Origin of the sequence: Cupriavidus cauae (assembly GCF_008632125.1) — a bacterium.
Lineage (GTDB): Bacteria > Pseudomonadota > Gammaproteobacteria > Burkholderiales > Burkholderiaceae > Cupriavidus > Cupriavidus cauae.
This window is the reverse complement of record NZ_VWRN01000030.1, coordinates 62,543-86,844: the sequence shown is the minus strand read 5'-3', so window position 1 is coordinate 86,844 and position 24,302 is coordinate 62,543. Positions and strand designations below refer to the sequence as shown.

20 protein-coding genes are annotated in these 24,302 nt (G+C 65.1%); 18 read left to right on the top strand and 2 right to left on the bottom strand.

Annotated features, from left to right (window positions below):
* The first annotated feature begins 90 nt into the window (after window positions 1-90).
* The 13 genes from tssB to F1599_RS10330 all read left to right on the top strand — a co-directional run bounded on the left by tssB (window position 91) and on the right by F1599_RS10330 (window position 18,602).
* On the top strand, window positions 91-612 hold the full coding sequence (gene tssB, locus F1599_RS10390; RefSeq protein WP_149318826.1) for a type VI secretion system contractile sheath small subunit: 522 nt from the start codon (window positions 91-93) through the stop codon (window positions 610-612).
* Window positions 605-2,092, top strand: a complete 1,488-nt coding sequence (gene tssC / locus F1599_RS10385) for a type VI secretion system contractile sheath large subunit (protein ID WP_149318825.1) — start codon at window positions 605-607, stop codon at window positions 2,090-2,092. Before tssB ends, tssC begins: the two co-directional genes overlap by 8 nt.
* A gap of 99 nt (window positions 2,093-2,191) precedes the next feature.
* On the top strand, window positions 2,192-2,695 hold the full coding sequence (locus F1599_RS10380; protein ID WP_006577978.1) for an Hcp family type VI secretion system effector: 504 nt from the start codon (window positions 2,192-2,194) through the stop codon (window positions 2,693-2,695).
* Window positions 2,696-2,793: 98 nt separating this feature from the next.
* A complete protein-coding gene (tssE, locus tag F1599_RS10375; RefSeq protein ID WP_149318824.1) occupies window positions 2,794-3,267 on the top strand; it encodes a type VI secretion system baseplate subunit TssE in 474 nt (157 codons plus the stop codon).
* A 128-nt stretch (window positions 3,268-3,395) separates the two neighbouring features.
* Window positions 3,396-5,249, top strand: coding sequence for a type VI secretion system baseplate subunit TssF (gene tssF / locus F1599_RS10370; RefSeq protein ID WP_150083003.1), 1,854 nt, complete (start codon window positions 3,396-3,398; stop codon window positions 5,247-5,249).
* Window positions 5,213-6,451: a type VI secretion system baseplate subunit TssG gene (gene tssG, locus F1599_RS10365; protein ID WP_150083001.1), complete on the top strand. Its 1,239-nt coding sequence runs from the start codon at window positions 5,213-5,215 to the stop codon at window positions 6,449-6,451. Before tssF ends, tssG begins: the two co-directional genes overlap by 37 nt.
* Window positions 6,452-6,471: 20 nt before the next feature.
* Complete coding sequence (tssH, locus tag F1599_RS10360) at window positions 6,472-9,240, top strand: type VI secretion system ATPase TssH (protein WP_150082999.1); 2,769 nt, start codon at window positions 6,472-6,474, stop codon at window positions 9,238-9,240.
* Window positions 9,241-9,286: 46 nt separating this feature from the next.
* Entirely contained in the window at window positions 9,287-12,130 is a 2,844-nt protein-coding gene (locus F1599_RS10355) for a type VI secretion system Vgr family protein (protein WP_150082997.1), read from the top strand.
* 5 nt (window positions 12,131-12,135) lie between these two features.
* Window positions 12,136-12,993 (top strand): DUF4123 domain-containing protein, encoded by an 858-nt coding sequence (locus tag F1599_RS10350; protein WP_150082995.1) that lies wholly within the window; start codon window positions 12,136-12,138, stop codon window positions 12,991-12,993.
* Entirely contained in the window at window positions 12,990-15,650 is a 2,661-nt protein-coding gene (locus F1599_RS10345; RefSeq protein ID WP_150082993.1) for a T6SS effector BTH_I2691 family protein, read from the top strand. The genes F1599_RS10350 and F1599_RS10345 overlap by 4 nt, the downstream gene beginning before the upstream one ends.
* 1 nt (window position 15,651) lies before the next feature.
* Window positions 15,652-16,587: a DUF6708 domain-containing protein gene (locus tag F1599_RS10340; protein WP_150082991.1), complete on the top strand. Its 936-nt coding sequence runs from the start codon at window positions 15,652-15,654 to the stop codon at window positions 16,585-16,587.
* Window positions 16,547-17,461, top strand: coding sequence for an energy transducer TonB (locus F1599_RS10335; protein ID WP_150082989.1), 915 nt, complete (start codon window positions 16,547-16,549; stop codon window positions 17,459-17,461). Before F1599_RS10340 ends, F1599_RS10335 begins: the two co-directional genes overlap by 41 nt.
* A 19-nt stretch (window positions 17,462-17,480) precedes the next feature.
* Window positions 17,481-18,602 (top strand): DUF6708 domain-containing protein, encoded by a 1,122-nt coding sequence (locus F1599_RS10330; protein ID WP_150082987.1) that lies wholly within the window; start codon window positions 17,481-17,483, stop codon window positions 18,600-18,602.
* Between the two features lie 7 nt (window positions 18,603-18,609).
* On the opposite strand, the gene F1599_RS10325 is transcribed toward F1599_RS10330, so the two are convergent.
* Window positions 18,610-19,524: a LysR family transcriptional regulator gene (locus F1599_RS10325; RefSeq protein WP_149318814.1), complete on the bottom strand. Its 915-nt coding sequence runs from the start codon at window positions 19,522-19,524 to the stop codon at window positions 18,610-18,612.
* A gap of 151 nt (window positions 19,525-19,675) precedes the next feature.
* On the opposite strand from F1599_RS10325, the gene F1599_RS10320 reads away from it, so the two are divergent.
* From F1599_RS10320 to F1599_RS10310, 3 genes are all read left to right on the top strand, one after another.
* On the top strand, window positions 19,676-21,100 hold the full coding sequence (locus F1599_RS10320; RefSeq protein ID WP_223819563.1) for a nucleobase:cation symporter-2 family protein: 1,425 nt from the start codon (window positions 19,676-19,678) through the stop codon (window positions 21,098-21,100).
* Window positions 21,101-21,171: 71 nt separating this feature from the next.
* Entirely contained in the window at window positions 21,172-21,708 is a 537-nt protein-coding gene (locus F1599_RS10315; protein WP_150082985.1) for a nucleoside deaminase, read from the top strand.
* A gap of 58 nt (window positions 21,709-21,766) precedes the next feature.
* Entirely contained in the window at window positions 21,767-22,150 is a 384-nt protein-coding gene (locus tag F1599_RS10310; protein WP_149318812.1) for a hypothetical protein, read from the top strand.
* Window positions 22,151-22,338: 188 nt separating this feature from the next.
* On the opposite strand, the gene F1599_RS10305 is transcribed toward F1599_RS10310, so the two are convergent.
* Window positions 22,339-23,394 carry a DMT family transporter gene (locus F1599_RS10305; protein WP_150082983.1) on the bottom strand — a complete coding sequence of 352 codons (1,056 nt, stop codon included), beginning with the start codon at window positions 23,392-23,394 and terminating at the stop codon, window positions 22,339-22,341.
* Here F1599_RS10305 and F1599_RS10300 point away from each other — a divergent pair.
* On the top strand, window positions 23,371-23,559 hold the full coding sequence (locus F1599_RS10300; protein WP_150082981.1) for a hypothetical protein: 189 nt from the start codon (window positions 23,371-23,373) through the stop codon (window positions 23,557-23,559). The genes F1599_RS10305 and F1599_RS10300 overlap by 24 nt on opposite strands.
* 528 nt (window positions 23,560-24,087) lie before the next feature.
* On the top strand, window positions 24,088-24,288 hold the full coding sequence (locus tag F1599_RS10295) for a SlyX family protein (RefSeq protein WP_149318810.1): 201 nt from the start codon (window positions 24,088-24,090) through the stop codon (window positions 24,286-24,288).
* The last annotated feature ends 14 nt before the right edge of the window (window positions 24,289-24,302 follow it).

Genomic DNA, 24,302 nt, shown 5'->3' with positions numbered 1-24,302 from the left:
TGAGCGACAGCTGAGCGACAGTCGGGCGACCCCGTCCCGAACGTCCCGACTTCCCGACAAACACACGACCGGAACAACCGGAGAATCCGCATGGCCAAGAAGGAAAGCGTGCAAAAGCGTCTGCAGAAGGTGCGTCCGCCCCGGGTGCAGCTCACCTATGACGTCGAGAAGGGCGACGCCATCGAGCAGAAGGAATTGCCCTTCGTCGTCGGCGTGGTGGCGGACCTGTCCGGCCAGTCCGAAGTCGCGCTGCCGAAGTTGCGCGACCGCAAGTTCGTCAATATCGATCGGGACAATTTCGACGACGTGATGTCGGCGGTCGAGCCGCGCGCGGCCTTCCAGGTGCCCAACAAGCTGTCCGAGGACGGCGGCAAGTTCGGCGTCGACCTGAAGTTCCGCTCGCTCGACGACTTCAGCCCGGAAGCGGTGGTCGACCAGATCGAGCCGCTGCGCAAGCTGCTCGAGGCCCGTTCGAAGCTGGCCGACCTGCGCAACAAGCTTGCCGGCAACGACAAGCTCGAAGATCTGCTTAGCGAAGTGCTGACCAATACCGAGAAGCTGCAGCAGCTCGGCCATGGCGGCAATGAACCGAAGGGTGGTCAGGATGCCTGAGACGCAAGCCGCAGTCGCCGCACAGGCGGCGCCCGTCGCCAATGCCAGCCTGCTCGACGAGATCGTCGAGCAGAGCCGTGTCGCCAAGTCGGACGCCGAACACGCGCGTGCCAAGGACATCATCGGCGAGCTGGTCAAGGAAGTGCTGGACGGCACCGTGGTGGTGTCGGACAACCTGTCGGCCACGCTCGATGCCCGCGTGGCGGAGCTGGACCGGCTGATCTCTGCGCAGTTGAGCGCCGTGATGCACGCCCCGGAATTCCAGAAGCTGGAAAGCACCTGGCGCGGCCTGTCGTACCTGGTCAAGGAAACGCAGACCGGCACGATGATCAAGATCAAGGCGCTGAACGCGACCAAGCGCGACCTGGTGCGCGACTTCAAGACCGCGATCGATTTCGACCAGAGCGCGCTGTTCAAGAAAGTCTACGAGGAAGAGTTCGGCACCTTCGGCGGCGCACCGTTCGGCGCGCTGATCGGCGACTATGAGATCACGCGCCAGCCGGAAGACATCTACTTCATCGAGCAGATGTCGCATGTCGCCTCGGCCGCGCACGCGCCATTCATTGCCTCGGCGTCGCCGGAGCTGTTCGGCCTGGAGTCGTTCGCCGACCTGGGCAAGCCGCGCGACCTCGCCAAGGTGTTCGACACGGTCGAATACGCCAAGTGGAAGTCGTTCCGCGAATCCGAGGATTCGCGCTATGTCGGCCTGACGATGCCGCGCTTCCTGGGCCGCCTGCCGTACAACCCGAAGGACGGCACCACGGTCGAGGGCTTCAACTTCGTCGAGGACGTCGACGGCACCGACCACAGCAAGTACCTGTGGTGCAACGCCGCCTGGGCCTTCGGCGCGCGCCTGACCGCCGCGTTCGAGGACTTCGGCTGGTGCGCGGCGATCCGCGGCGTCGAGGGTGGCGGCCTGGTGGAAGACCTGCCGACCCACACCTTCAAGACCGACGACGGCGAGATCGCGCTCAAGTGCCCGACCGAGATCGCGATTACCGACCGCCGCGAGAAGGAGCTCAGCGACCTGGGCTTCATCCCGCTGGTCCATTGCAAGAATTCCGACTATGCGGCCTTCTTCGCCGCGCAATCGGTGCAGAAGCCGAAGAAGTACAACACCGACAGCGCCAATGCAAACGCGGTGCTGTCGGCCCAGCTGCAGTACATCTTCTCGGTCTCGCGCGTCGCCCATTACCTGAAGGCGATGATGCGCGACAAGATCGGCAGCTTCGCTTCGGCCCAGAACGTCGAAAGTTTCCTGAACCGCTGGATCTCGCAATACGTTCTGCTGGACGACAACGCCAGCCAGGAACAGAAGGCGCAGTTCCCGCTGCGCGAAGCGTCGATCCAGGTTTCCGAAATTCCGGGCAAGCCCGGCGCTTACCGTTCGGTAGCCTTCCTGCGCCCGCATTTCCAACTCGACGAGCTGTCGATTTCGCTGCGCCTGGTCGCCGACCTGCCGCAGGCCGCCAACTCGTAACCGGTTGCCGTCGGGCGCCGGCGTTCGTGCCGTCGTCCGGCGGTCGAGGCAGCAGTACTTACCAGGCGAAAACAAAGCCACTATCTCAACGAGGGTCTCATGAAGGATATCTACGTCAAGTTCGGTAATCCCGCCATCAAGGGTGAATCCCAGGACAAGGACCACAAGGACTGGATCGAAGTCCTCAGCTGGGAGCACAACATCAAGCAGCCGCGTTCGGCGACCGCTTCGACCGCGGGCGGTCACACGGCCGAGCGCTGCGAGCACGGCGAAATGATCTTTACCAAGGACATGGACGTGGTGAGCCCGCTGCTGTATCAGCACGCGTCTGGCGGCACGACCTTCGACGAGGTCACGATCGACTTCATGCGCGCCGACGGCGAAGGCAAGCGCGTCAAGTACCTGGAAATCAAGCTGAAGAACGCGATCCTGGGCGCGGTGGACGCGAAGGTCGCGGCCGAAGGCCTGCCGACCGACAAGTTCTCGCTGAAGTACGCCGCGGTGCAGTGGAAGTACACCCAGCAGAAGATCGGCGGCAACCAGGGCGGCAACTCGCAGGGCGCCTGGAGCCTGACCAAGAACGACAAGACCTACTCGGTCTGATGCCGTTCCTGGTCAGCCGATGATCGGTTGATGCGGATGCCGGCATCCTGGCGATTCGGCGCGACAACGCGCCCGTTGCCGGGGTGCCGGCGCTTGCCATGAAAGGTTTCGAACCGAGTCTGCTCGACAAGCTGTTCGACGACGAGCCCCACGCGCCGCTGCCCACCGCGATGCGGCAGCTGACGCTGGAGGAGCTGAAGTCGACGGTCGCGCGCGACATCGAGGCGCTGCTCAATACGCGCATCGTGATCGACGAAGCGCAGTTGGGCGGCCTGCCGGAGTGCAAGCGTTCGCTGCTGACGTACGGGCTCAACGATTTCGCCGGGCTCAGTCTGGCCAGCTACTACGACCGCAATTACATCTGCCAGTCGCTGACCAAGGCGATCGAGCGCCACGAACCGCGGCTTCGCAATGTCACCGTGTCGCTGGATGTCAGCGAGCGCAACACCAATGCGTTGTGCTTCGGCATTACCGCCATGCTGCTGGTCGGGCCGGCGCGGGAGCCGGTCAGTTTCGATGCGTTGCTGCAGCCGTCGACGCTGCAGTACTCGGTGACACGCGGACGAACCTGACAGGGCGGGCACGCGCATGGCCGGGACATTGACGGGCTCGACGCCCTCGTTCATGCCCGCGTGCATGCCAGCCTCCATGCCCGAGCCGATCCCATCCGCCACCGCCACGCACCGACCGCCGAGCAGCCATGGAAGAGCTACTGCCTTACTACGAGCGTGAACTGGCGTATCTGCGCCGGTATTCGCGCGACTTCGCCGAGCGATATCCCAAGATCGCCGGGCGGCTCGCCATGTCGGCCGACGGTTGCGACGATCCGCACGTCGAGCGGATGGTCGAGTCCTTCGCCTTCCTGACGGCGCGCATCAGCAAGAAGCTCGACGACGATTACCCGGAACTGACCGAAGCGCTGCTAGAGGTCATGTATCCGCATTACCTGCGGCCGTTTCCGTCCTGCTCGATCGCGCATTTCGATGTCCGTGGCGCGGCCGCGCAGTTGTCCGCGCCGATGACGGTGCCGCGCGGCACGATGCTGAGCACCCGCCCCGTCAACCGGGTCGAATGCCGCTTCCGTACTGCTTACGACGTGACGTTCGCCCCGGTCCGCATCGCCGAGGCCAGCTATCGGGGCGCGGCGGTGGCCCCGGCTGCCACCGTGTTGCCCAAGGGCGCGACCGGGGCGCTGACGATCTCGCTCGAATACCAGGGCGAGCGGGGCGGCTTCGACACGCTGGCGCTCGATACGCTGCGCGTCTATCTGGACGGCGAGCCGTCCTTCGTCGCCGCGCTCGGCGACGCGCTGTTCCTGCATACCGCGGCGGCGTATCTGGAGGGACCGCGGCCCGGCGTCTGGCAGCGGCTGTCCGGCGTGCCGCTGCGCGAGGTGGGCTTTGCCGCCAACGAAGCGTTGATCGACACGCCGGCGCGCTCGCATCCGGCCTATCGCCTGCTCAGCGAGCATTTCGCCTTCGCCGAGAAATTCAATTTCGTCGACATCGACCTGGCGGCGCTGCGCCGTGCGTTGGGGCCGGCGGGCGGCAACACCCGACGCCTGCAGCTGCATCTGGTGATGACGGACATCCGCAGCGACTCGCACACCGCGCGCCTGCTGGAGAGCCTGCAGGCCGAGCATCTGCGGCTGCATTGCACGCCGGTGGTCAACCTGTTCGCGCAGAAGGCCGATCCGATCCGCATCGAACATACGGCCAGCGCCTATCCGGTGGTGGCCGACGGCCGCCGTGCGCACGGATACGACATCTATTCGATCGACCGCGTCCATCTGGTGCGCGAGACCGCCAACGGCAACGACGTGATCGAGTTCCGGCCGTTCTATTCGCTGCATCACGCCGACGATCCGAACCGCGCGGGCCACTTCTGGCTGGCGCGCCGCGACGAGCTGGTGGCGCGCCGCAGCCCGGGCTACGAGACCGAGATCTCGATCGTCGACCTGGATTTCGATCCGGCGCAGCCGCAGACCGATACGCTGAGCATCGACGTCACCTGCACCAATCGCGATCTGCCGGCCAGCCTGTCGTTCGGCCATGCCGACGGCGATCTGACCATGGAAGGCACGTCCATCGCGCGCCAGATCACGTTCCTGCGCAAGCCGACGCCGTCGCTGCGGCTGCCCGGCGGCCGCGCGGCGCAATGGCGCCTGATCTCGCTGCTGGCGCTGAACCACCTGTCGCTGGTGCAGGACGGCCTGCCGGCGCTCAAGGAGATGCTGCGGCTGCACGACCTGGCCCGCAGCGGCATCTCGGCGCGCCAGATCGAGGGCATCGTCGGCCTGGACTATCAGCCCAGCACGCAATGGCTGGCGGGCAAGCCGTTTGCAACGTTCGTGCGCGGCCTGCAGGTCCGCCTGACGCTGGACGAGGAAGCTTTCGTCGGCACCGGCCTGCACCGCTTCATCCGCGTGATGGACCATTTCTTCGGCCTTTACGTCCATCTGAACAGCTTTGTGCAGCTCGTCGCCGTCTCGCGCCGCACCGGCAAGGAATTGATCCAATGCGCTCCCCGAAGCGGCGAATCGATCCTGGTGTGATACGCCGGCTGCTGCGGCAGCCGTATCGCTTCCAGTTCTTCCAGGCAGTGCGGCTGCTGCAGATCCAGTTCGCGCGTCAGGGCAGGACGCAGGGCGGTGCCAATGGCGGCATGCATGGCGTGGCGACCGGCACAGCGAACGGCTCGGCGAACGGCTCGGCGAACGGCGTGGCGAATCGCGCAAACGGCGCGGCGTACGGCGCCGCGAACGGCAATGCCGTCGCCCGTGTCGCCGACACCCCCGAACACCAGCTCGCCACGCGCGTGCGCTTTCCGAATGCGCTGTCGCTGTCGTTTCCCGCCAGCGAGATCGTGCAGATCGAGGCCGGCGGCATCGCGCAGCAGGCGCTCGACAGCGACGCGGCCTTCGCCGAGGCGATCGCCGAGCGTCCGCTCGACGATGTCGCCGTGACGCCGGCCTTCTTCGGCATGCTGGGCGGGCAGGGCGCGCTGCCGCTGCATTACACCGAAGTGGTGGCCGAGCGCGAAACCCTGCGCCGCGACGGCGCCGCGCGCGCCTTCTTCGATATCTTCTCGAACCGCGCCGCCGCCCTGTTCTATCTGGCGTGGAAGAAGTACCGGCTGCCGTTCCAGCACGAGGTCGACCGCACGCGCCACTACCTGCCGCTGCTGCTGTCGCTGGCCGGCGTCGCCGATGGGGGCGTCCGCCGCGGCCTGCGCGAGACGCCGGGGACCATCCACGACGAGGCGGTCGCCGGCTATGCGACCGCGGTGCGCCATCGGCCGATGTCGGCGTCGTATCTGCAGCAGGTGCTGTCCGATTATTTCCGCGTGCCGGTCCGCGTCGAGCAGTTCGTCGGCGGCTGGTATCGGGTGCCGCCATCGCAGTGGTCGCGCCTGGGCGGCGTCAACAACGTGCTCGGTGCCACCGCGCTGGCCGGCCAGCGCGTCTGGCAGCGCGACCTGCGGGTGCGCGTGTGGATCGGTCCGCTGGCGCGCGAGCAGTACCGCGCCTTCCTGCCCGGCGCCGAGGGCGCGCTGGCGCTGCGCAAGATGCTGACCGTGCTGGGCGGCGCCACGCTCGAATATGAAGTCAAGCCGATCCTGCGCCGGCAGGACGTGACCGGGTCCCGGCTCGGCGCCGCGGGCAGCGGCCACGTCGGCTGGGACACCTTCCTCGTTTCGCGACCCGCCATGCAGGATCGCAGCGACGCGCATTACACGCTGTCGCCCATTCATTGATAGACCGGAGCCGAGCCATCATGGCCACCCCCTTGAAGACGCTGATCGCCAAGCTCAATGCCACCAGCCGGCAGGCCGCCGAACGGGCCGCCTCGCTGTGCATGGCGCGCGGCCACTATGAGGTCGACCTGGAGCATCTGTTCCTGGCGCTGCTGGAGAATCCGCGCAGCGACGTGTCGGTCGCGGCGCGGGCCAGCGGCATCGATCCTGCCGCGTTGCAGAGCGACCTCGACAGGGAGCTCGGCCGCTTCCAGACCGGCAATGGGCGCACGCCGGCGTTCTCGCCATGGCTGCCCAAGCTGTTCGAGCATGCCTGGCTGATCGCCTCGCTCGATTCGCAGACTACGCGCATCCGCTCCGGCCATCTGCTGCTGGCGCTGCTGACCGAGCCCAGCCTGGCGCCGCTGGCCGAGCGCGGCTCCCGGCGCTTTGGGCAGTTCCCGGTCGAACGCCTCAAGCATGAGATGGGCGCGTTGACCAAGGGCTCCGAGGAGGCGGAGCAGGCGGTGGCTTTTGCGGACGCGGGCGCCGCGCCGGCCGAGGAGCCGTCCGGGCAGGGCGCGCTGTCGAAGACGCCGGCGCTCGACCAGTACACCGTCGACCTGACCGCCGCGGCGCGCGACGGCCGTATCGATCCGGTGATCGGCCGCGACGCCGAGATCCGCCAGATGATCGACATCCTGATGCGCCGCCGCCAGAACAACCCGATCCTGACCGGCGAGGCCGGGGTCGGCAAGACCGCGGTGGTCGAAGGGCTGGCATTGCGGATTGCGGCCGACGACGTGCCGCCGCCGCTGCGTGGCGTCGCGCTGCGCACGCTGGACATGGGCCTGCTGCAGGCCGGCGCCAGCGTCAAGGGCGAGTTCGAGAACCGGCTGCGCAACGTGATCGACGAGGTCAAGCGCAGCCCGCAGCCGATCATCCTGTTCATCGACGAGGCCCACACGATCATCGGCGCGGGCGGGCAGGCCGGCCAGAACGACGCGGCCAATCTACTGAAGCCGGCGCTGGCGCGCGGCGAACTGCGCACGATCGCGGCGACGACCTGGGCCGAATACAAGAAGTACTTCGAGAAGGATGCCGCGCTGGCGCGGCGCTTCCAGGTCGTCAAGGTCGAGGAACCGGACGAGGGGCTGGCCTCGGCCATGCTGCGCGGCATGGTCGGCCTGATGGAGCGGCACTTCGACGTGCGTGTGCTGGACGAAGCGATCACCGAGGCGGTGCGGCTGTCGCACCGCTATATCAGCGGCCGGCAGTTGCCGGACAAGGCCGTCAGCGTGCTCGACACCGCCTGCGCCAAGGTGGCGCTGGCGCAGAGCGCGACGCCCGCCGAGATCGAGCAGGACCAGAAGGCGCTGGAGCGCCTGACCGTCGAGATCGGCGCGCTGCAACGCGAGCTGTCGACCGGCGGACAGCACCAGGCGCGGCTGGCCGAGTTGCAGAAGCAGGAGCAGGCGCTGCGCGAGCGCATTGCCGCCGGCAACGAACGGCTCGCACGGGAGCGCGAACTGGTCGAGCAGATCGTCGCACTGCTGCGTTCGCGCGACGCGCGTGCGGGCGATGCGGCCGCGGTCGGCAACACCGGCGCCGACACCATCGACACCGCAGCCGAGGAAGCCGAACCGGTGGCCGCCAACAGCGATATCGCCCCCGCCGGCCGCCGCCGCAAGGCCGCCACGCCGGCCGCCAACCCGGCCGCGCGCATCGACGAACTGTCGCGTCTGAAGGACGAACTGCGCCAACTGCAGGGCGAAAAGCCGCTGGTGCCGATCCAGGTCGACGGCCAGGTCGTGTCCGAGATCGTCTCGGCCTGGACCGGCATTCCGCTGGGCCGCATGGTCAAGGACGAGCTGCATACGGTGATGAACCTGAAGCCGCTGCTGGAGGAACGCGTGGTCGGCCAGCCGCACGCGCTCGAAGCGGTGGCGCAGCGCGTGCGTACCGCGGCGGCCAATCTGGAAGACCCGCACAAGCCGCGCGGGGTGTTCCTGTTCGTCGGCCCGTCCGGCGTGGGCAAGACCGAGACCGCGCTGGCGCTGGCCGACATCCTGTACGGCGGCGAGCGCAAGCTGATCACCATCAATATGAGCGAGTACCAGGAGGCCCACAGCGTCTCCGGGCTCAAGGGCTCGCCGCCGGGCTATGTCGGCTACGGCGAGGGCGGCGTGCTGACCGAGGCGGTGCGGCGCAATCCGTACAGCGTGGTGCTGCTCGACGAAATCGAGAAGGCGCATCCGGACGTGCTCGAGATGTTCTTCCAGGTCTTCGACAAGGGCTGGATGGAGGACGCCGAGGGCCGGACCATCGACTTTCGCAACACCATCATCATCCTGACCTCGAACGCGGGCTCGGCCGCGATCATGCAGGCTTGCCTGAACAAGCCCGCCGAGGAACTGCCGGATGCCGACGCGCTGACCGAGGCGCTGCGCCCGACGCTGTACAAGACCTTCAAGCCGGCCTTTATCGGCCGGACCAAGGTGGTGCCTTACTACCCGATCAGCGACGACACGCTGGTCGAGATCATCGAGCTGAAACTGCGCCGCATCGGCGAGCGCGTGCAGCAGAACCACCGCGCGGCGTTCGAGTGGGATGCGGCCGTGACCGAGGCCGTGCTGCAGCGCTGCACCGAAGTCGATACCGGCGCGCGCGCGGTCGACCATATCCTGAACGGCACGCTGCTGCCCGAGATCGCGCAGTCGGTGCTGGCGAAGATGGCGCAGGGCGAGGCGATCCAGAAGATCAAGGTGGGCGTCAACAAGAACGGCGGCTTCCGCTACAAGGTCAATTGAAGTCAATTGAAATCAATTGACTCCGTCACTCACAGTCGAGGCAGCGATGGGCGTACTGACCGATATGGCGCATGAACTGGCGGCGCAACTGCGCGCCGCCTTCCGCCAGCACGACCGGCTGCTGCGGCTCGCCACGCCGCTGGGCGAGGACGTGCTGCTTGCCGAGCGTCTGCTCGCGCGCGAACAGCTCGATGGCGGCGGCTTCCGCATCGAGTTGTCGGCGCTGTCGGACGACGCCAGGCTGGACCCGGCCGCCCTGCTGGGGCAGCCGGTCCGCATCGATCTGCTGACGCAGCTCAGCCGCGACAAGCCGCGCGCGTTGCACGGGCATGTAACGGTGTTCGAGCGCGTCGGCGCCAATGGCGGCCTGGCGCGCTACCGGCTCGTGATCGAACCGTGGCTGGCCTTCCTGCGGCATCGGCGCGACAGCTTCCTGTTCCAGGACATGTCGGTGATCGAGGTCGTCGACAGCGTGCTCGGCGACTACCGCGGGCAGGGCAAGCTGGTGCCGGAATGGCGCTGGGCGGTGGCCGACACCGCGGTCTATCCGAAGCGCAGCGTGGTGACGCAGTACGACGAGTCGGATTTCGACTTTGTGACGCGGCTGCTGGCCGAGGAAGGGCTGTTCTACTACTTCGAGCACGAGGCGGCCGACGGCGATGCCCTCGGCGTGCATCGGATGGTGATCGCCGATCGCAACGACGTCTTCAAGGACAACGCCCAGGCCAGCATCCGCTTCGGCCGCGCCGATGCCACCGCCTCGGAGGACGTGATCACCGAATGGCAGGGTGAGCGGCAATGGCAGACCAATGCGGTCGAGCTGGCGACCTGGGACTATCGCACCGCCTCGCTGCGCAGCGCGACGCTGAGCACGCACCATGACAATGGCGAACAGGCCAGCCCGCTGACCGACACCGACTACGTCGGCCAGTACGCCTTCGAGGATGCCGAGCAGGCGCAGCGCATCTCGCGCATCGCGATGGAATCGCTCGAGGTCCGCAACAAGGCCTTCCATGGCGGCGGCACGGTCCGCACGCTGGCGCCTGCCACCACGTTCTCGCTGCTGGACCACTACGAGCACGATGGCGACGAGGAAGACGGCCGCCGCTTCGTGGTGCTGTCGGTCACGCACGAGGCGCGCAACAACTTCAACGAGGGTTTCGGCCAGGCCCTGCTGGCGCTGACAGGTCTCGCCCCCGCCGGGAACAACGAAACCCTGCCGCTGTACCGCAACCGCTTCACCGCCGTGCGCGCGAGCGTCCCATACCGCCCCGCGCTGCGCGGCGACGACGGCCGCCTGCTGCATCCGCGGCCGACCGTGCGCGGCAGCCAGACCGCGCTGGTCGTGGGCGACGGCGGGCCGATCCATACCGACCGCGATCACCGCATCAAGGTCCAGTTCCATTGGCAGCGCGGCGGGCGTTCGTCCAGCCGGCAATCCCACCCGGCCGGCGACGACAACGCCCGCGCCGAGTCGGCGCTGGGTTGCTGGCTGCGCGTCGCCACGCCGGTGGCCGGCGACAACTGGGGCGGTGTCGCGCTGCCGCGCGTCGGCCAGGAAGTGGTGGTGGAGTTCGTCAATGGCGATATCGACCGCCCGGTGGTCGTCGGCGCGGCCTACAACGGCGCCGGCGAGACCGACGCGCAGATCAACAAGCAACAAGCCGGCGCCGCGAACGCGACCGGCAACGCGCCGGCGTGGTTCGCCGGCGAGGGCAAGAACGACAAGGCGCACGCGCACAACGCCGTGCTGTCCGGTATCAAGACACAGGCGCTGTCCGCCAGCCAGACCGGCAACGGCGGCTACAACCAGTTGGTGTTCGACGACACCGAGGGCCAGAGCCGCACGCTGCTGTCGACCACGCAGGCCGCGACGTCGCTGACGCTCGGCCACCACCTGTTCCAGCGCGACAACGCCCGCGAGGCCGATCTGGGCCACGGCGCGGCGCTTGCCACCGACGCCTCCGGCAGCGTCCGCGCCGGTTCCGGCCTGCTGATCGCCGCCGAGGACGGCAGCGTCACGCAACCGCTGCTGCAGAGCGAGCAGGCCGCGACGCAGGTGGAAGAGAGCCTGGAGCTCGCCCGCACGCTGGCACAGCAGGCGGCCAAGCAGAAGGCCGCGCTGCCAGGCGAGCCGGCCACCGATACGCTGCCGGCGCTCGAATCGCTGAAGCACAGCGCTGAAGTGTTGCGGACCGAGGCGAAGGCAGAGGATGGCGGTTCGGCGATCGCCTACAGCGAGCCGCATCTGGTCGTGTCGGGCCCGAAGGGCGTGGCGCTGTCGACGCCGGCCGATGCGGTACTGGTTGCTGGCACCAATGCGACGTTGGTGGCGGGGGAGCATGTCAATCTGGCGGCCGGAGGCAACCTGGCCGTCGCGGTGGCCGATGGCTTGAGCCTGTTTACCGACGGGCAGGGCGGATCGGCGGGATCTGGTTCCGGGGCGGGCGCCGGATCGGGCTCGGTATCGGGCTCCGGATCGGGCTCCGCATCGAGTGGCCAGCGAACGCAGGCCGCGCAGAAGGGAGGCGACGCCAACGGCATGGCCCTGCACGCCGCCACCGGCAAGGTCGAAGTCGCCAGCCTGACCGGCGCCAGCCGCTACGCCGCCGAGCGCACCGTGACGATCGCCTCGACGCAGGCCAATGTCACGGTCGAGGGCAAGCAGCACGTGCTGCTGAACGCCGCCGGGGCGCAGATTCGCGTGCTGGGCGGGAAGATCGAACTGCACGCGCCGGGCAAGGTGGAGTTCAAGGGGGCGGGGCATCGGTTTGTGGGGCCGGGGGGCGGGGAGGCGGGCAATTCGCTGGCCAAGGGGGACACAGGCCTTTGCGAATTCAAGGCCCGTGGCGCCGACTCCGCGGGTGACGCACTGGTGCCGTTGGGGTGATAAGCATGTTCGATCTCCACCATCGATTTCTAAACGGTTTCACACATGTACTGCTGAACCCGCTTCAGTTGGGACGAGACACGGTTGACGCGCTTCCCGCTGTTCCCCTGGCCGTCCGCGGGATACAGCCGCATCTGTTGCCAGCTGTTTTGCCTCTCGTTGCGCTCGGTCATACGCAGAAGCTGGATCTCGTCGATCAAGCCATTCGATGGCAGCACGATTATTTCAAGCCGTACTTCAGTGCCTGCCTGGTCAGCGACGCCACCACGCCGCATGTCGTCAGCCATCTTTCCAGCATCGCGGTTGTGGCCGGGCTCGCGTCGAAGCAGCGGTTTCTGCTGCGATTTTGGGACCCCCGAATTTTTTCGCAATTGCTTCGCATCCTTGACGACGTGCAATTGGACGCGTTGATGGGGCCGGTTGATCAATGGCATTGGGCAGACCTTGCGGGCATGTGCCGATGCCGAATGCGCGGGCCGCACCAGCATGCGCCGTTCCGCCTCCGATCGGAGCAATTTGCGCTGCTTCAACGTGTCGGAGCGGTTAATGCGTGCATAGCAATGCTGCTACGCGCGGGGCGGCATGTTGACGATCCCGTGATACTAGGCGGTCGTGTCGATGCGGCCCTAGTCCACGCTGCAGAGAAGACGGGCCTCCGCGACGCAGAGGATTGCCGCCTCTATGCCGTGCAAACTGTAGTGACAGGAATGCCTGCCGAAGCGCATCCCCAATTCAAGCATGCCGTTGCCCGAGCAGCGAAGGGCGAGTGCAGTTACGTCGGTGCCTGCGCCGAACTGACAGATCAGCCGTTGGGGGCGCCGGCGATTGCCTCGACTGATGATCGACTATGGGAACAAGCATGACGAACAATCCGGCCATTGAAAGCAAGTGCCCATTCTGTGATAAACAGGGCTTGCCCATTCTCCCGGTTCGCTATGCGATCGGACGCGCGGACAAGGCGATCGACCAAAAGAACCGGGCACCGGGAGTTCCAGCTCTCGCCTCCGGTTTCGGTGGGGATGTGTTGTCCATCCCGCTGCCTGAAGATAGTGCAATGTATACCTTGCGCATGCTTCGTGAAGGCTTCCTGTACGTGTTCAACGAAAAGCGCGGGACATGGTCGGCCTACGTTGTGACCGAGGATGGCTATCTATACGAGTTCGATTTCAACGATCCGTTCCCCGTTCTCCCGGCGGACATCAAGTTCTCGTGTACTCGGAAAGGCGACAACATCATCGCGCGCTGTATCACAGTGGCAGACGCACAGTCCGCGGGTCGTATATGGCTTGGTTTTTCCGAGGTATTGTGGACTGACAGCATCAAGTCGCTACACAAGTCCCAGGCTTGGCGAGAGAAACATATGCGGTGCATTGACTTGCAGGCGTGGCGTGCCGGTTCTGGGCAGGCTCATACTGCTCAGCTCAGCGAGGTCGATAAGCTCGTGGCCGAGTATTCCGCACCGCGTACTCTGAGCCATATTCCAGCAAAGATGAAAGGAGACGCGTCAAAATCCATTGGCGCGAAGGACAACCATTCGTTCTCCTTTTCACCGTTCGCATTCTATGGTTTGCAGGAGGAGGCTTCCGGTCTCGCCCTCTGGGGTGAGGCGACAGCCAAGCCATACCGTCCCATCGTTACGGCGCTATTGGATCCCCAAAGCTTGCTGGTAGAGCTCGATCACCTGATGCAGGCAAGCTACGACACGTTTATAGCTCGCAACCAGGAATGGAAGCGCAAGATTGCGGTGTCTAGCGCCATCATGTCTCTGCGTGATGCCATCGGCAATGCAGCCGAAGATAGCGCGAGGAGCAGAGCCGCTCAGGATGCACTCAGTGTGTCGGTCTTTGGGACTCCCAATCCGGGGATTGCAGGAGACAGTGGGGGAGCGGCCGCGCTCGGAAAGCTGATTGCTGAAAAACTAGGCGGCGATAAAGTGTCAGCTCATTATAAGTCCCTGGAGGAAGCATACGCCAAACCGCCAGAAAGCGAATTGGAAAAGATCCGAAAGCAGGCTTGGGAGAAATACCAAAAACGCCATGGCGGAGAATGGCGTTACGATGAAGCCGCGCGAGAATCGTTTCAGAAGGAGTTTGAATCACAGTTACAACGATTTGACGCACAAGTCCTCACACCGCTCGCTGAAGCGCATAGGGACTGGATGAGTAGCGATCGCACGGTGAACGCGTTCGTCGCCAATTACGACCATGCCGACCAGCGTTGTGGGGAGGTATTTGTATCCTCACTGACCTTGTGTGTTGGAAACACTCAGGACAAAAAACCATGCTTTGAGCTATATAGAGAATGGCTCAAAGGAAATGTGGACGAAAGACGAAATCTATTGTTACGTGGGCTTGTACTGAATCAACTCGAGGTCCTGCAGAGAGCCAAAGAGACGAAGGGGAAAGGGATTGATCTTTGGAACGTTTCGTGGCCCTCGCTAATTAAGGCATATGACTTCTCCGCGCATAGAGCTGATGTCATTTCGCATCTTATCTTGAGCCTGAGTGGCCCGATTGTATCGGTTCTAAACAACGTCGCGGCGCCCTCTGCCAGAGCTCTCGCAGTTATACTCGGGCTAGTATCGAGACGTGCAATTGTTCCCGTCGCTGTGACAGGCGATACTCGCGCATTTCGTCGCCACCTAATCAAGGCAATCCGAGATAGCGCAACGTCGGCGGGGCAAAGTGTTCCCTCGAGAAAATCGATGTTCGACCCCGTCGACTTGGAACTTAACCGGTTGGAAGCGCGGGGAGTAAATATGAAGGGCAAGGCGACTAAAGAGTTCTTTGTGGCCGTCGATCCCAACCATATTGCATCGATGCCAGAAGGGCTCACGAAAGCACAACGAGCTCAGTGGCTCGCGAAGTCTCTAAAGCTGTCCGATGAATTGCGCCTACTCGATCTGCCAGGCGGGCTTCGCAAGGTAGTGCGGACCGACGTTAAAGTTGGTGCTGTCGGCGCTGCACTTGACGCCGTATTGTTGTGGAACCTTTGGAGCGATGCGGGTGAATCTATGGCGCACAAGAAGAATGATACTTGGGCGCGAGTTGGCGCCGGCCTTATAGGCGTAGTTGGAGGAGCCGGCGAAGCGGTTAGCAAGGTACTCTCTTCAAGAGTCGAATTCGGTCGCCAATTTGGACGAGCGCTTCCCAATAGACTGGGGACATTTTTAGGGAAGTACGGGGCGAGAGTGTCGTTGTTTGGGGGTGTTGCGATTGCGATTTTGGATGTAGCGCAGATCTACCCAGAGTTCAAGGAAAGGAACTACGCCGTTTCGGCGCTGTACCTTTTGTCAGCCGTTGCAGGTGGCGTGCTGGCGGCAGCCGCGTTTTCAGCGGCAACAGGCGTTGGCATTGTCGCGGCCGTAGTACTTCTGGCGATCTCTGCGCTGTTGGTGTGGTTCGGTGACAACGACATTCAAGATTGGCTGGAACGTTGTTATTGGGGAGACCTGGTGGAGGAGCGCTATGCCACCCATGAGATCGAAATGAAGCAATTGCGACTCGCGATCAAGGAGTAATATGGACTTCACTGGGTTGGTCACAAAACTATATAAAAAAAATCGGCGAATAACAGATGAGGAGAGGGAAAATCGGCTTTGGCAAAAGAGTCGGCTTGATGTTGAGCCGAGTTACCAACTCGCTGTAGTTAAAATAAACTCCACCTTCCTAGAATCGGTGGATAGATATTTCGACAGTCGCGGAGCATTGACCTTTGGCTGCCTAGTTATCCTGGCTTTCTGTACATGGTTTATCTGGGGAACAGGTGGTGCAATCCTTGGGTTGTATTTTTCTGGTGAGGCGGCGCTAGGCATTTCACTCGGCTTTGTTGCGGCAATTGTGGTGTTGTGTGGGGCGCTCGCCTTCTGGACGTGTTGGATGGCTCGCAAGGAGTTATTCCGGCTGACATACTACCCTATTCGGCTGAATAGGCGGAACCGGGTCTTGTACGTCCATAAGACAGATGGTGACATAATTGCTGTTCCGTGGGATGAAGTTTTTTTTACCCTAAGTCCATGCTCGTCAATGTATGGGCGAACATGGGACATTCGAGGTCTGGTCCTGAATGCCGATGCCGAAACCGTTAGGCACGAGTTCGCATTTGCTCCATGGAGTTCCGATCAAGATGAACTGCGTAGCCACTGGGAATTCCTGCGGCGGTATATGGACGATGGCCCTGCCGCCCTCGTGAGCCAGATTGAGTTCTGTATGCCAGTGGACGGCAAACGCGAAAGTTTTCGCGCGGGCCTGGAGCGAATCTTTGCCGGCGATTCAGGAAATATTTTTTTCTACTGGCTGATGTCTCCCATCAATGCTGCAGTAGCGTGTTGCCGCTGGCTCGTGATGAAGAGCTGCAAGGTGCCAACGTGGCCGCGTGAGATAGAGGATGCGTGTCGGTTGGAACCGAGTGATTTGTATGCCCGCGATTCCAGCATCAATCCGCCAAATCTCCGCTGAACGTTCTATGGTCAGCATCTCGCTCGGGTCCTGTCGACGTAGGTGGTGGGCCGCTCTTATGCCGTCCTTGGCCATGTTCTTCATTGCAGGCGGCCATGGCAGAGCTGAAGGCCGCGACGCGGCGCTGGAACTGGCCGCCAAGCGCGTCTCCGAAGCCGTCGCCACCGCCGAAGTGATCCCCGCCGCGAAAGGCACGCTGAAGCAGCAAGGCGACAAGGTCCCGCCGCAACGCGCCGCCTGCCTGTCGGCGATGGAGCCGCGCACGGTCGCCAACCGGATCGGCTATCCGCTGGCGGAGGATTTCTCCAAGGAGGAATTCCTGGCCCTGACCCGTTTCCTCGATACCCCGGAAGGCAAGCGCATCCAGCAGGCGCGTGCCGAGCGGCTGGCATCGGGCAATCTCGTGTTCCGGCTGACGCCGGAGGAGTCCGCGGCGGTCGGCAAGGCCTTGCCGGCGCCGCTGGCGGCGAAGTGGTCCGCCGGCGCCGCCACGCAACCGAAGACGCTGCAGGCGGTGCGCAAAGTGTTCGAGGAACAGCAGGCGATCTGCCGCAATGAAGAAGCCTCACCGCGACCCGCGGCGTCCGCGCCGGTCAACTATCGGGAAGGGGTACCGCCCAATGTCGGCTGCTCCCAGCCGCGCCTGAGCCTGGTCAGCGAGTTGCCCGACAAGCCGGTCTCGGTGACCGTGCGCGTTTGGATCGGCGAGGATGGCTCGGTCGCCCGCACCGCGGTGGAAAAACCGTCGGGCTTTCAGCCGGTCGACAACGCGGCGCGCCGGGCGATGAACGGCATGCGTTGTTCGGCTCGGGGTAGCGGGACCTTGGTGCCGTTTACGACGACGCAGTCGTTTGTGGTGCGGGCCGGCGGGTAACCAAGGAGTTGCTGCGACGATGTTCCCTCGTGAGTACGACTACTGGCGCAGCCGAAGCTCCATCGCCCGAAGCAGGGAACGCCTCGGCCTCAACGATCAGCGCTTGTGGAGCGTCAAGGAAAGCCTGGATCAGGAGGGGGTGATTCTGCCAAATCACTCCGTGTACGCCCAGAACGATACCTACCTGGAGTTGACCAATCCAGGCTGGGAATATCAATGGAAGTACGCGATGGGGGCAGCAACGGTATTGATATTCTGCCCGCCAGCTATCTGGGCCTGGTACAGCGTGGCGGTTCACCCCCTCTTGTTCGGGACAATTGTTCCGTTCCTGTCTTCGCTGCCCTATGAGTCCGATATGGCGCCGCTGTTTTGGGGAGGGTGGCTGTTGTTCTTCCCAATGGCGATCGGTGCGGCCGCACTCTTGCTTATCTTCTTTCATCATATGGCGGGCCGCACTGCTTTCTTCACTTACGCGCGAGGCCGCATCCGCTTCAATCGCAGAACACGCAAGGTCTATGTGTTGCGTCCCCGCTGTTGCGGTGGAAACCGGGTGTACGACTGGGACCGGCTGCTGGCGGTGCTGGCGCCCGAGGGGACGGCACCTAAGGATCGACAGATTCTGAAAGCACTGGCGCTATATCACCCGCCTGCCAATCCTGCCGACATGTCGGGGAAGGACGAGGACGTGATCTTCGTTGGGCCGACCATGCCTTCATACGAGTACACCGCAGGTCTGTGGGAATACATCCGCCTCTATATGGAAGAAGGGCCGACGGTCGAATACATCCCGAAGAACGCTCCAGAGGGGTATCGCGCCATTCCGAGGCACCTTCCCCCTGTCTATACGACTTTCTGCGGAATGCCGAGCGCTGAACAATACAGGCTCGAAATGCGACCCGGCGTCATGGAGACCTTCTATCAGACGCTGAGCCAGGCAACGTGCCGCTGGCCACGATTCCCGGACGAGTGGCAAAGCGACTCTGGAGTTGGCGAGCCGGAAGATAGGCCCGTGCAGGCGGGGGCGGTCATGACGGCGATGGTCTATCGCGCCAAAGGCAAGCTGTCGAAGGACGATGAACTGGCGTTCCTGCGCCGTTGGGGTACCGAGGAAGCGCTGGCCCGCGCGATTGCATCGCTGTGATACTGCGCTACAACGTCGTCCTCTTCCCCTCCCGATCCACCTCGAACACCTTGTGCTCGCCAAGCCGGCGCTTCAGCCACAGCCCGGCCTTGCCCAGTACGTGCGCCTTGGCCCAGATCAGATCCACGCCGACCAGCCAGTCGGTGTACGGATAGGCGGTCAGCGGCAGTTCCACCAATTCACCTGACGCCAGTTCGGACAGGATCAGTTGCCGCGGCAGCGTGGTCCAGCCCAAACCAGTGCGCGCCAGCTCGAGCAGCGCCGCGTAGCTTTCCGCCTGCCAGCAGCGCGTCGCGTCGAGGTATTCGCTGCTGGGCAGCTTGTGGTTGTGGCCGCTGAACACGAGGCGCCGGTGCGCGCGCAGGTCGGCGAAGTCGACGCGCTTCAGCTTCGAAAGAGGATGGTCGCGGTGCGCGACGTGCGACAGGATCAGCTTGCCCATCTGCGCGAAGCCCAGATCGCGCGGGTACGCCGGCTGCGAGAACGCGATGCCAAGGTCCGCTTCGCCCCTCGCGAGCAGTTCCGCCACATCGCCATGCAGCGGATGGCGAATCTGCAGGTCGACATGCGGGAAGCGTTCGGCGAAGTCCCGTAGCGGCGGCATCAAGGTCGAGTAGGGGACCTCGATCGCCAGCGTCAGCGCCGGTTCGACGCGTTCGCCCAGCTCGTTGGCATGCGCCTCCAGCTGCAGGCAGCGCTCCAGCACCAGTTCGGCTTCGTTGCGCAGCTTCTCTCCGGCCGGTGTCAGCGTCGATGCCTTGCCGCCGCGTTCGAACAGTACCAGGCCGAGGTCGGCCTCCAGATTGGCGATCGCGGTGCTGACCGCGGACTGCGTCTTGCGCAGCTGCCGGGCGGCGGCCGAGAACGAGCCGGTGCTGGCCACCAGGGTGAACATTTCCAGCTGATCGAGCGAATAGCGCATCGCGGCCTGGACTCCTGCCTGTCAGAAAACTGCCTATCAAAAAAATCGATGGCTGCCGATTTGGCCCGCCGCGCAAACCCGCCGGATTATGGCGCACCGATCCGGCCGGCGCAAAAAGCGCGGGACCACAGACCAGACGGAGGAGACCACGATGAATTCGCAGCAGCAGGCGCACTCGGACCCCATGCAGCAGAACGCGGCCGCGCACCCCGCCGCGCACCCGGCCAAGGAGCCGGCCGTCCACCCGGTCGATCAACGATTGCCATTGCGCCAGCTGGCCAGCTTCGGCCTGCAGCACGTGCTGGTGATGTACGCGGGCGCCGTCGCGGTGCCTTTGATCCTCGGCAGCGCGCTCGGCCTGACCCAGCAGCAGATGGTCACGCTAATCAACGCCAATCTGCTGACCTCGGGCATCGCGACACTGATCCAGACGCTGGGCTTCTGGCGCTTTGGCGCGCGCCTGCCGCTGATCCAGGGTTGTTCCTTTATCGCGATCGCGCCGATGATCCTGATCGGCCAGCAATATGGGCTCAGCCACGTGTTCGGCGCGGTGATCGCGGCCGGCGCGCTGACCATCGCGATTGCGCCGCTGTTCAGTCGGCTGCTGCGCTGGTTTCCGCCGGTGGTAATCGGCAGCCTGATCGTGATCATCGGTGTCACGCTGATGCCTGCGGCGGCGATCTGGCTGGGCGGCGGCAATCCGGCCGCGCCGGACTTCGGCGCGACGCCGAACCTGCTGCTCGGCCTGGCGACGATCGCCATCACGCTGTTCGTCTACGCGCGCTTCTCCGGCTTGATCGGCAATCTGTCGGTGCTGATCGGCCTGCTGGCGGGCACCGCGATCGCCATGGCCTGCGGCATGACCAGCTTCGACGCGGTCGGGCGCGCCGCCTGGTTCGAAATCAGTCCGCCGTTCGCGTTCGGCGCCCCGTCGTTCGCCCCGATGCCGACGCTGGTGATGCTGCTGGCGATGCTCGTGATCATGGCCGAGACCACCGGCAATGTGCTGGCGATCGGCACCATCGTCGGCCGTCCCTCGACCCAGCGCACGCTGGGCGATGCCTTCCGCGCCGATGGGATGTCGACCATGCTGGGCGGCGTCTTCAACAGCTTTCCCTATAACGCCTTCACGCAGAACACGGGGCTGATCGCGCTTTCCAACGTCAAGAGCCGCTATGTGGTGGCATCAGCGGGCGCCATCATGGTGCTGATGGGCCTGTTCCCCAAGCTTGGCGCGCTGATTGCTTCGGTACCGCGGCCGGTGCTGGGCGGCTGCGCGATCGTGATGTTCGGCATGACGACGGTGGCCGGCATCCAGGAGCTGTCGCGCGTGAGGTTCGACGGTACGCGCAACGCGATCATTGTCGCGGTGTCCGTCAGCGTGGGCGTGCTGCCGATGTCGCTGCCGGCGCTGTTCGAGCGCGTCGAAGGGCCGCTGAAGTTGGTGCTCGACAGTGGCATCTTCCTCGGGGCGATCACGGCCGTGCTGCTGAACCTGCTGCTCAATCGCGGGACTTCGCAAGCGGCGGCACTCGACAGCGAGCATGCCGACGCCGTCGCCACCACCCAGCCTTGATCCCAACGCGGCCATGCCGGCCGCCATCGCATCGCGCCACCAGGGCGCCCACTTCGCAGGAGAATCGTCCGATGCCAGCCATCGACACCCAGACCCAGACCCACATCCACAGCCACATCACCACGGACAAGCTGACCGAGCTCGATCTCCGGCTGCTGCGCCAATCGATCGCGCTGGCCGAGGAATCGAAGCAGAACGGCCGCCATCCCTTCGCGGCCATCGTGGCGGACGAGCACGGCAATATCGTCGCCTCGGCGGGCAACAACTCGATGCCGCCGCAGGGCGACCCGACCCAGCATGCGGAGCTGGCCGCGGCGGCGCTGGCCGCCAGGCGCCTGAGCCCCGAACAACTGGCCCGCTGCACGCTGTACACCAGCGCCGAGCCCTGCTGCATGTGCGCCGGCGCGATCTACTGGTGCAATATCGGCCGCGTGGTCTATGCGCTGTCGGAGCACACGCTGTTGGGGCTGACCGGCGACCATCCGGAGAATCCGACCTTCTCGCTGCCATGCCGCGAGGTGTTCGTGCGGGGGCAGCGCCATATCGAGGTGCACGGACCGATGCTGGAAGAGGAGGCCGCGCGCTCCCATACTGGGTTCTGGAAGTAAGGCGGGGCAGGGGCCTCGCGCTTGCGACTGTTTGTCACCGTAGTCGGCGGGAGGCACCATGCCGGAACAACTGACCAAGCATCCGGACGTCACCTTGCAGGTGTTGCGCAGCGCCGGCGCGCGCTGCGGCACGGGAGAGACTCCACAGATACTGAAAAGCTGTCCGGCCGAGCGCTTCTGCCAGCTGCCCGGCGGCGAGATCTGCGTGTTCGGGCTGCCCGATGCGGCCCGCATGACGCAGATAACGAAGGCCGACTGGCAGGCGCTGACCGCGACGATGGCCGGCGTGACGCCCACCGCCGCCCCGGGCGCCCCCGGTGCGCCTGGGACACCGGCCACCGTGCCGCCGACAGCGGCGTCATGGCTATGGATCGTGATCGCCCTCCTCATCGGCGTGGTGCTCGGCGCCGTGCTGTCGCGCCGGCGCCGGCCGCCGCCGTAAGCCGGCGCCGGTCACCGCGCTGAGCCGTGCCGCCCCCCGCCCTGAGCCGGCGCTGGGGACGGCGCTGGGACGGCGCTGGGACGGCGTCTTGGGTGCCAGTTGGGACGGCGTTCAAGCGCCGTTCAGACATCGTTCAGAGGTCATGCAGGCGTCGTTCAGACGGCGACGGAGACGGCGCAGGGCACGAATCAGCCCCCCGGCCTGTTGCGAAACACCAGCGCCAGCCCGAGCAGGATCGTGACCATGCCGCCCAGCGCCAGCGGCGCCAGCCGGTTGCCCAGGATCAGATAGTCGAGCACCGCGGTGCCGGCCGGCACCAGGTAGAACAGGCTGGTCACATTGACCAGATTGCCGCCCTGGATCATCCGGTACAGCAGCAGCGTCGCGCCGATCGAGATCACCAGCGCCATCCAGCCGAGCGGCAGCAGCAGCGCGGGCGTCAGCGAGACGTGGATCGGCTCGAACGGCAGCAGCGCCAGGCACATCAGCAGCGCGATGCCGTATTGCAACGGCATCACGTCGATCGGCGCCTGCCGGATGCCTTTCTGCACGATGGTGCCGGCCGTCATCGTGGCCAGCGCGGTCAGCGCATAGAGCATGCCGGCCACGGGCGTGCCGGCGATGCCGATGCCCTGGTAGACCACCATCACCAGCCCCGCCAGCGCCAGCATCAGCCCGACCAGCCGCAGCGGCGAGAAGCGGCGCTCGGTCAGCAGCAGCGTCAGGATGGGTTGGCCGCCGAGCAGCGTGGCGAGCATGCCGGGCGTGACGCCGCGGTCCAGCGCCAGCAGATAGCAGATCGAATAGCAGCCGGTCAGCAGCAGCCCGACCATCGCGACCCGCGCGCGCTGCCCGGGCTCGGGCAGCCAGCGGCGCCGCCATGCGGCGATCGCCAGCAGCACGCCGAAGGCCAGCACGAAGCGCAGCGTCAGGAAGGCAAAGGCCGAGGCATAGGCCAGGCCCCATTTGGCGACGATCGCGCCGCTGCTCCACAGCAGCACGAACAGCGCGGTGGAGCCGTGGGCGGCCCAGGCATCGGGCAGCCTGACGCGCGAGCGCAGCGACGGTCGGGAGGAGGAGGGCCGGGACGAGGTCAGCCGCGACGAGGTCAGCCGCGACAAGCTCGGTCGGGACGAGCTCAGTCGGGACGAGAGCGCCGACGACAGCGCCGACAAGGACAGCAGGGACAAGGACAGCAGGGACAAGGTCGATCGCGCCGCATGCGCGAATCTTTGGAAGTTCATCGGTTTCACCTGTCATTGGGTGTGACGGGCTTCGGTCGACCGTGGGCGAACGCCGGCGGCGAATGCGAGCCGGGCATCGTCGAGATGCGCGGCATCGAGCAGGCAGCAAAGGCGTTCGCGCGCGCCGGGCGCGCACGGTCAGACGGAAGACTGGGGGTCGGCTGAGATCAGCCGAGGACGGCCGCGGGCGGCGGGGCTACCGCTGCGACGACGGCGCGCGGCGGCGGTGCAACACCGGCCACGACAGCGCGCGGCGGTGCTACGCCAGCCACGACCGCAGCGGGCGGCGACCCGACAGCGGCCGGCGGCGACCAGACAGGAGAAACAGGGGGAGGTGCCGACGCGCGCGTGCCACCGGCCAGAAAGACCGGATCTGCAATCGAGGAAGCGCGGCGTACAGGCGTCATGGAACCCAAATGGAACCGAAGGGGGTGGAAAACCGTCACACGACCGTCATGGGACGGCCGGTGCGCCGGCGGCGGGTAGGATCGACTATCAATCGACTATCAATCGACGAACCGTCGATGAACATCGAATGCCGTCCGCGGCACGACTCGCGCTAGCGTACACGCTCTATGATGTGCTGACAACCCGCCCGCGCTTGCCCCCGGACCGGTGCGCCGGTCCGGTACAATGCGCGCCCCGCGGGCACATGCCTGCGCGCATGTCTGACATCTGGCATTGGAGGACCTCATGGAATCGCGAATCACCGAGTTGGAGGTCAAGCTGGCCTTCCAGGAAGACCTGCTGGAAACGCTGAACCTGACCGTCGCCAGGCAGCAGCGGCAGATCGAATTGCTGCAGGAGCAGATGCAGGCGCTCTACCAGCAGCTGCCCGCGGCCACCGGCACCGCCGCCGACGGATCGGTGCAGGAAATCCCGCCGCACTACTGAGCGCCCACGGCGCT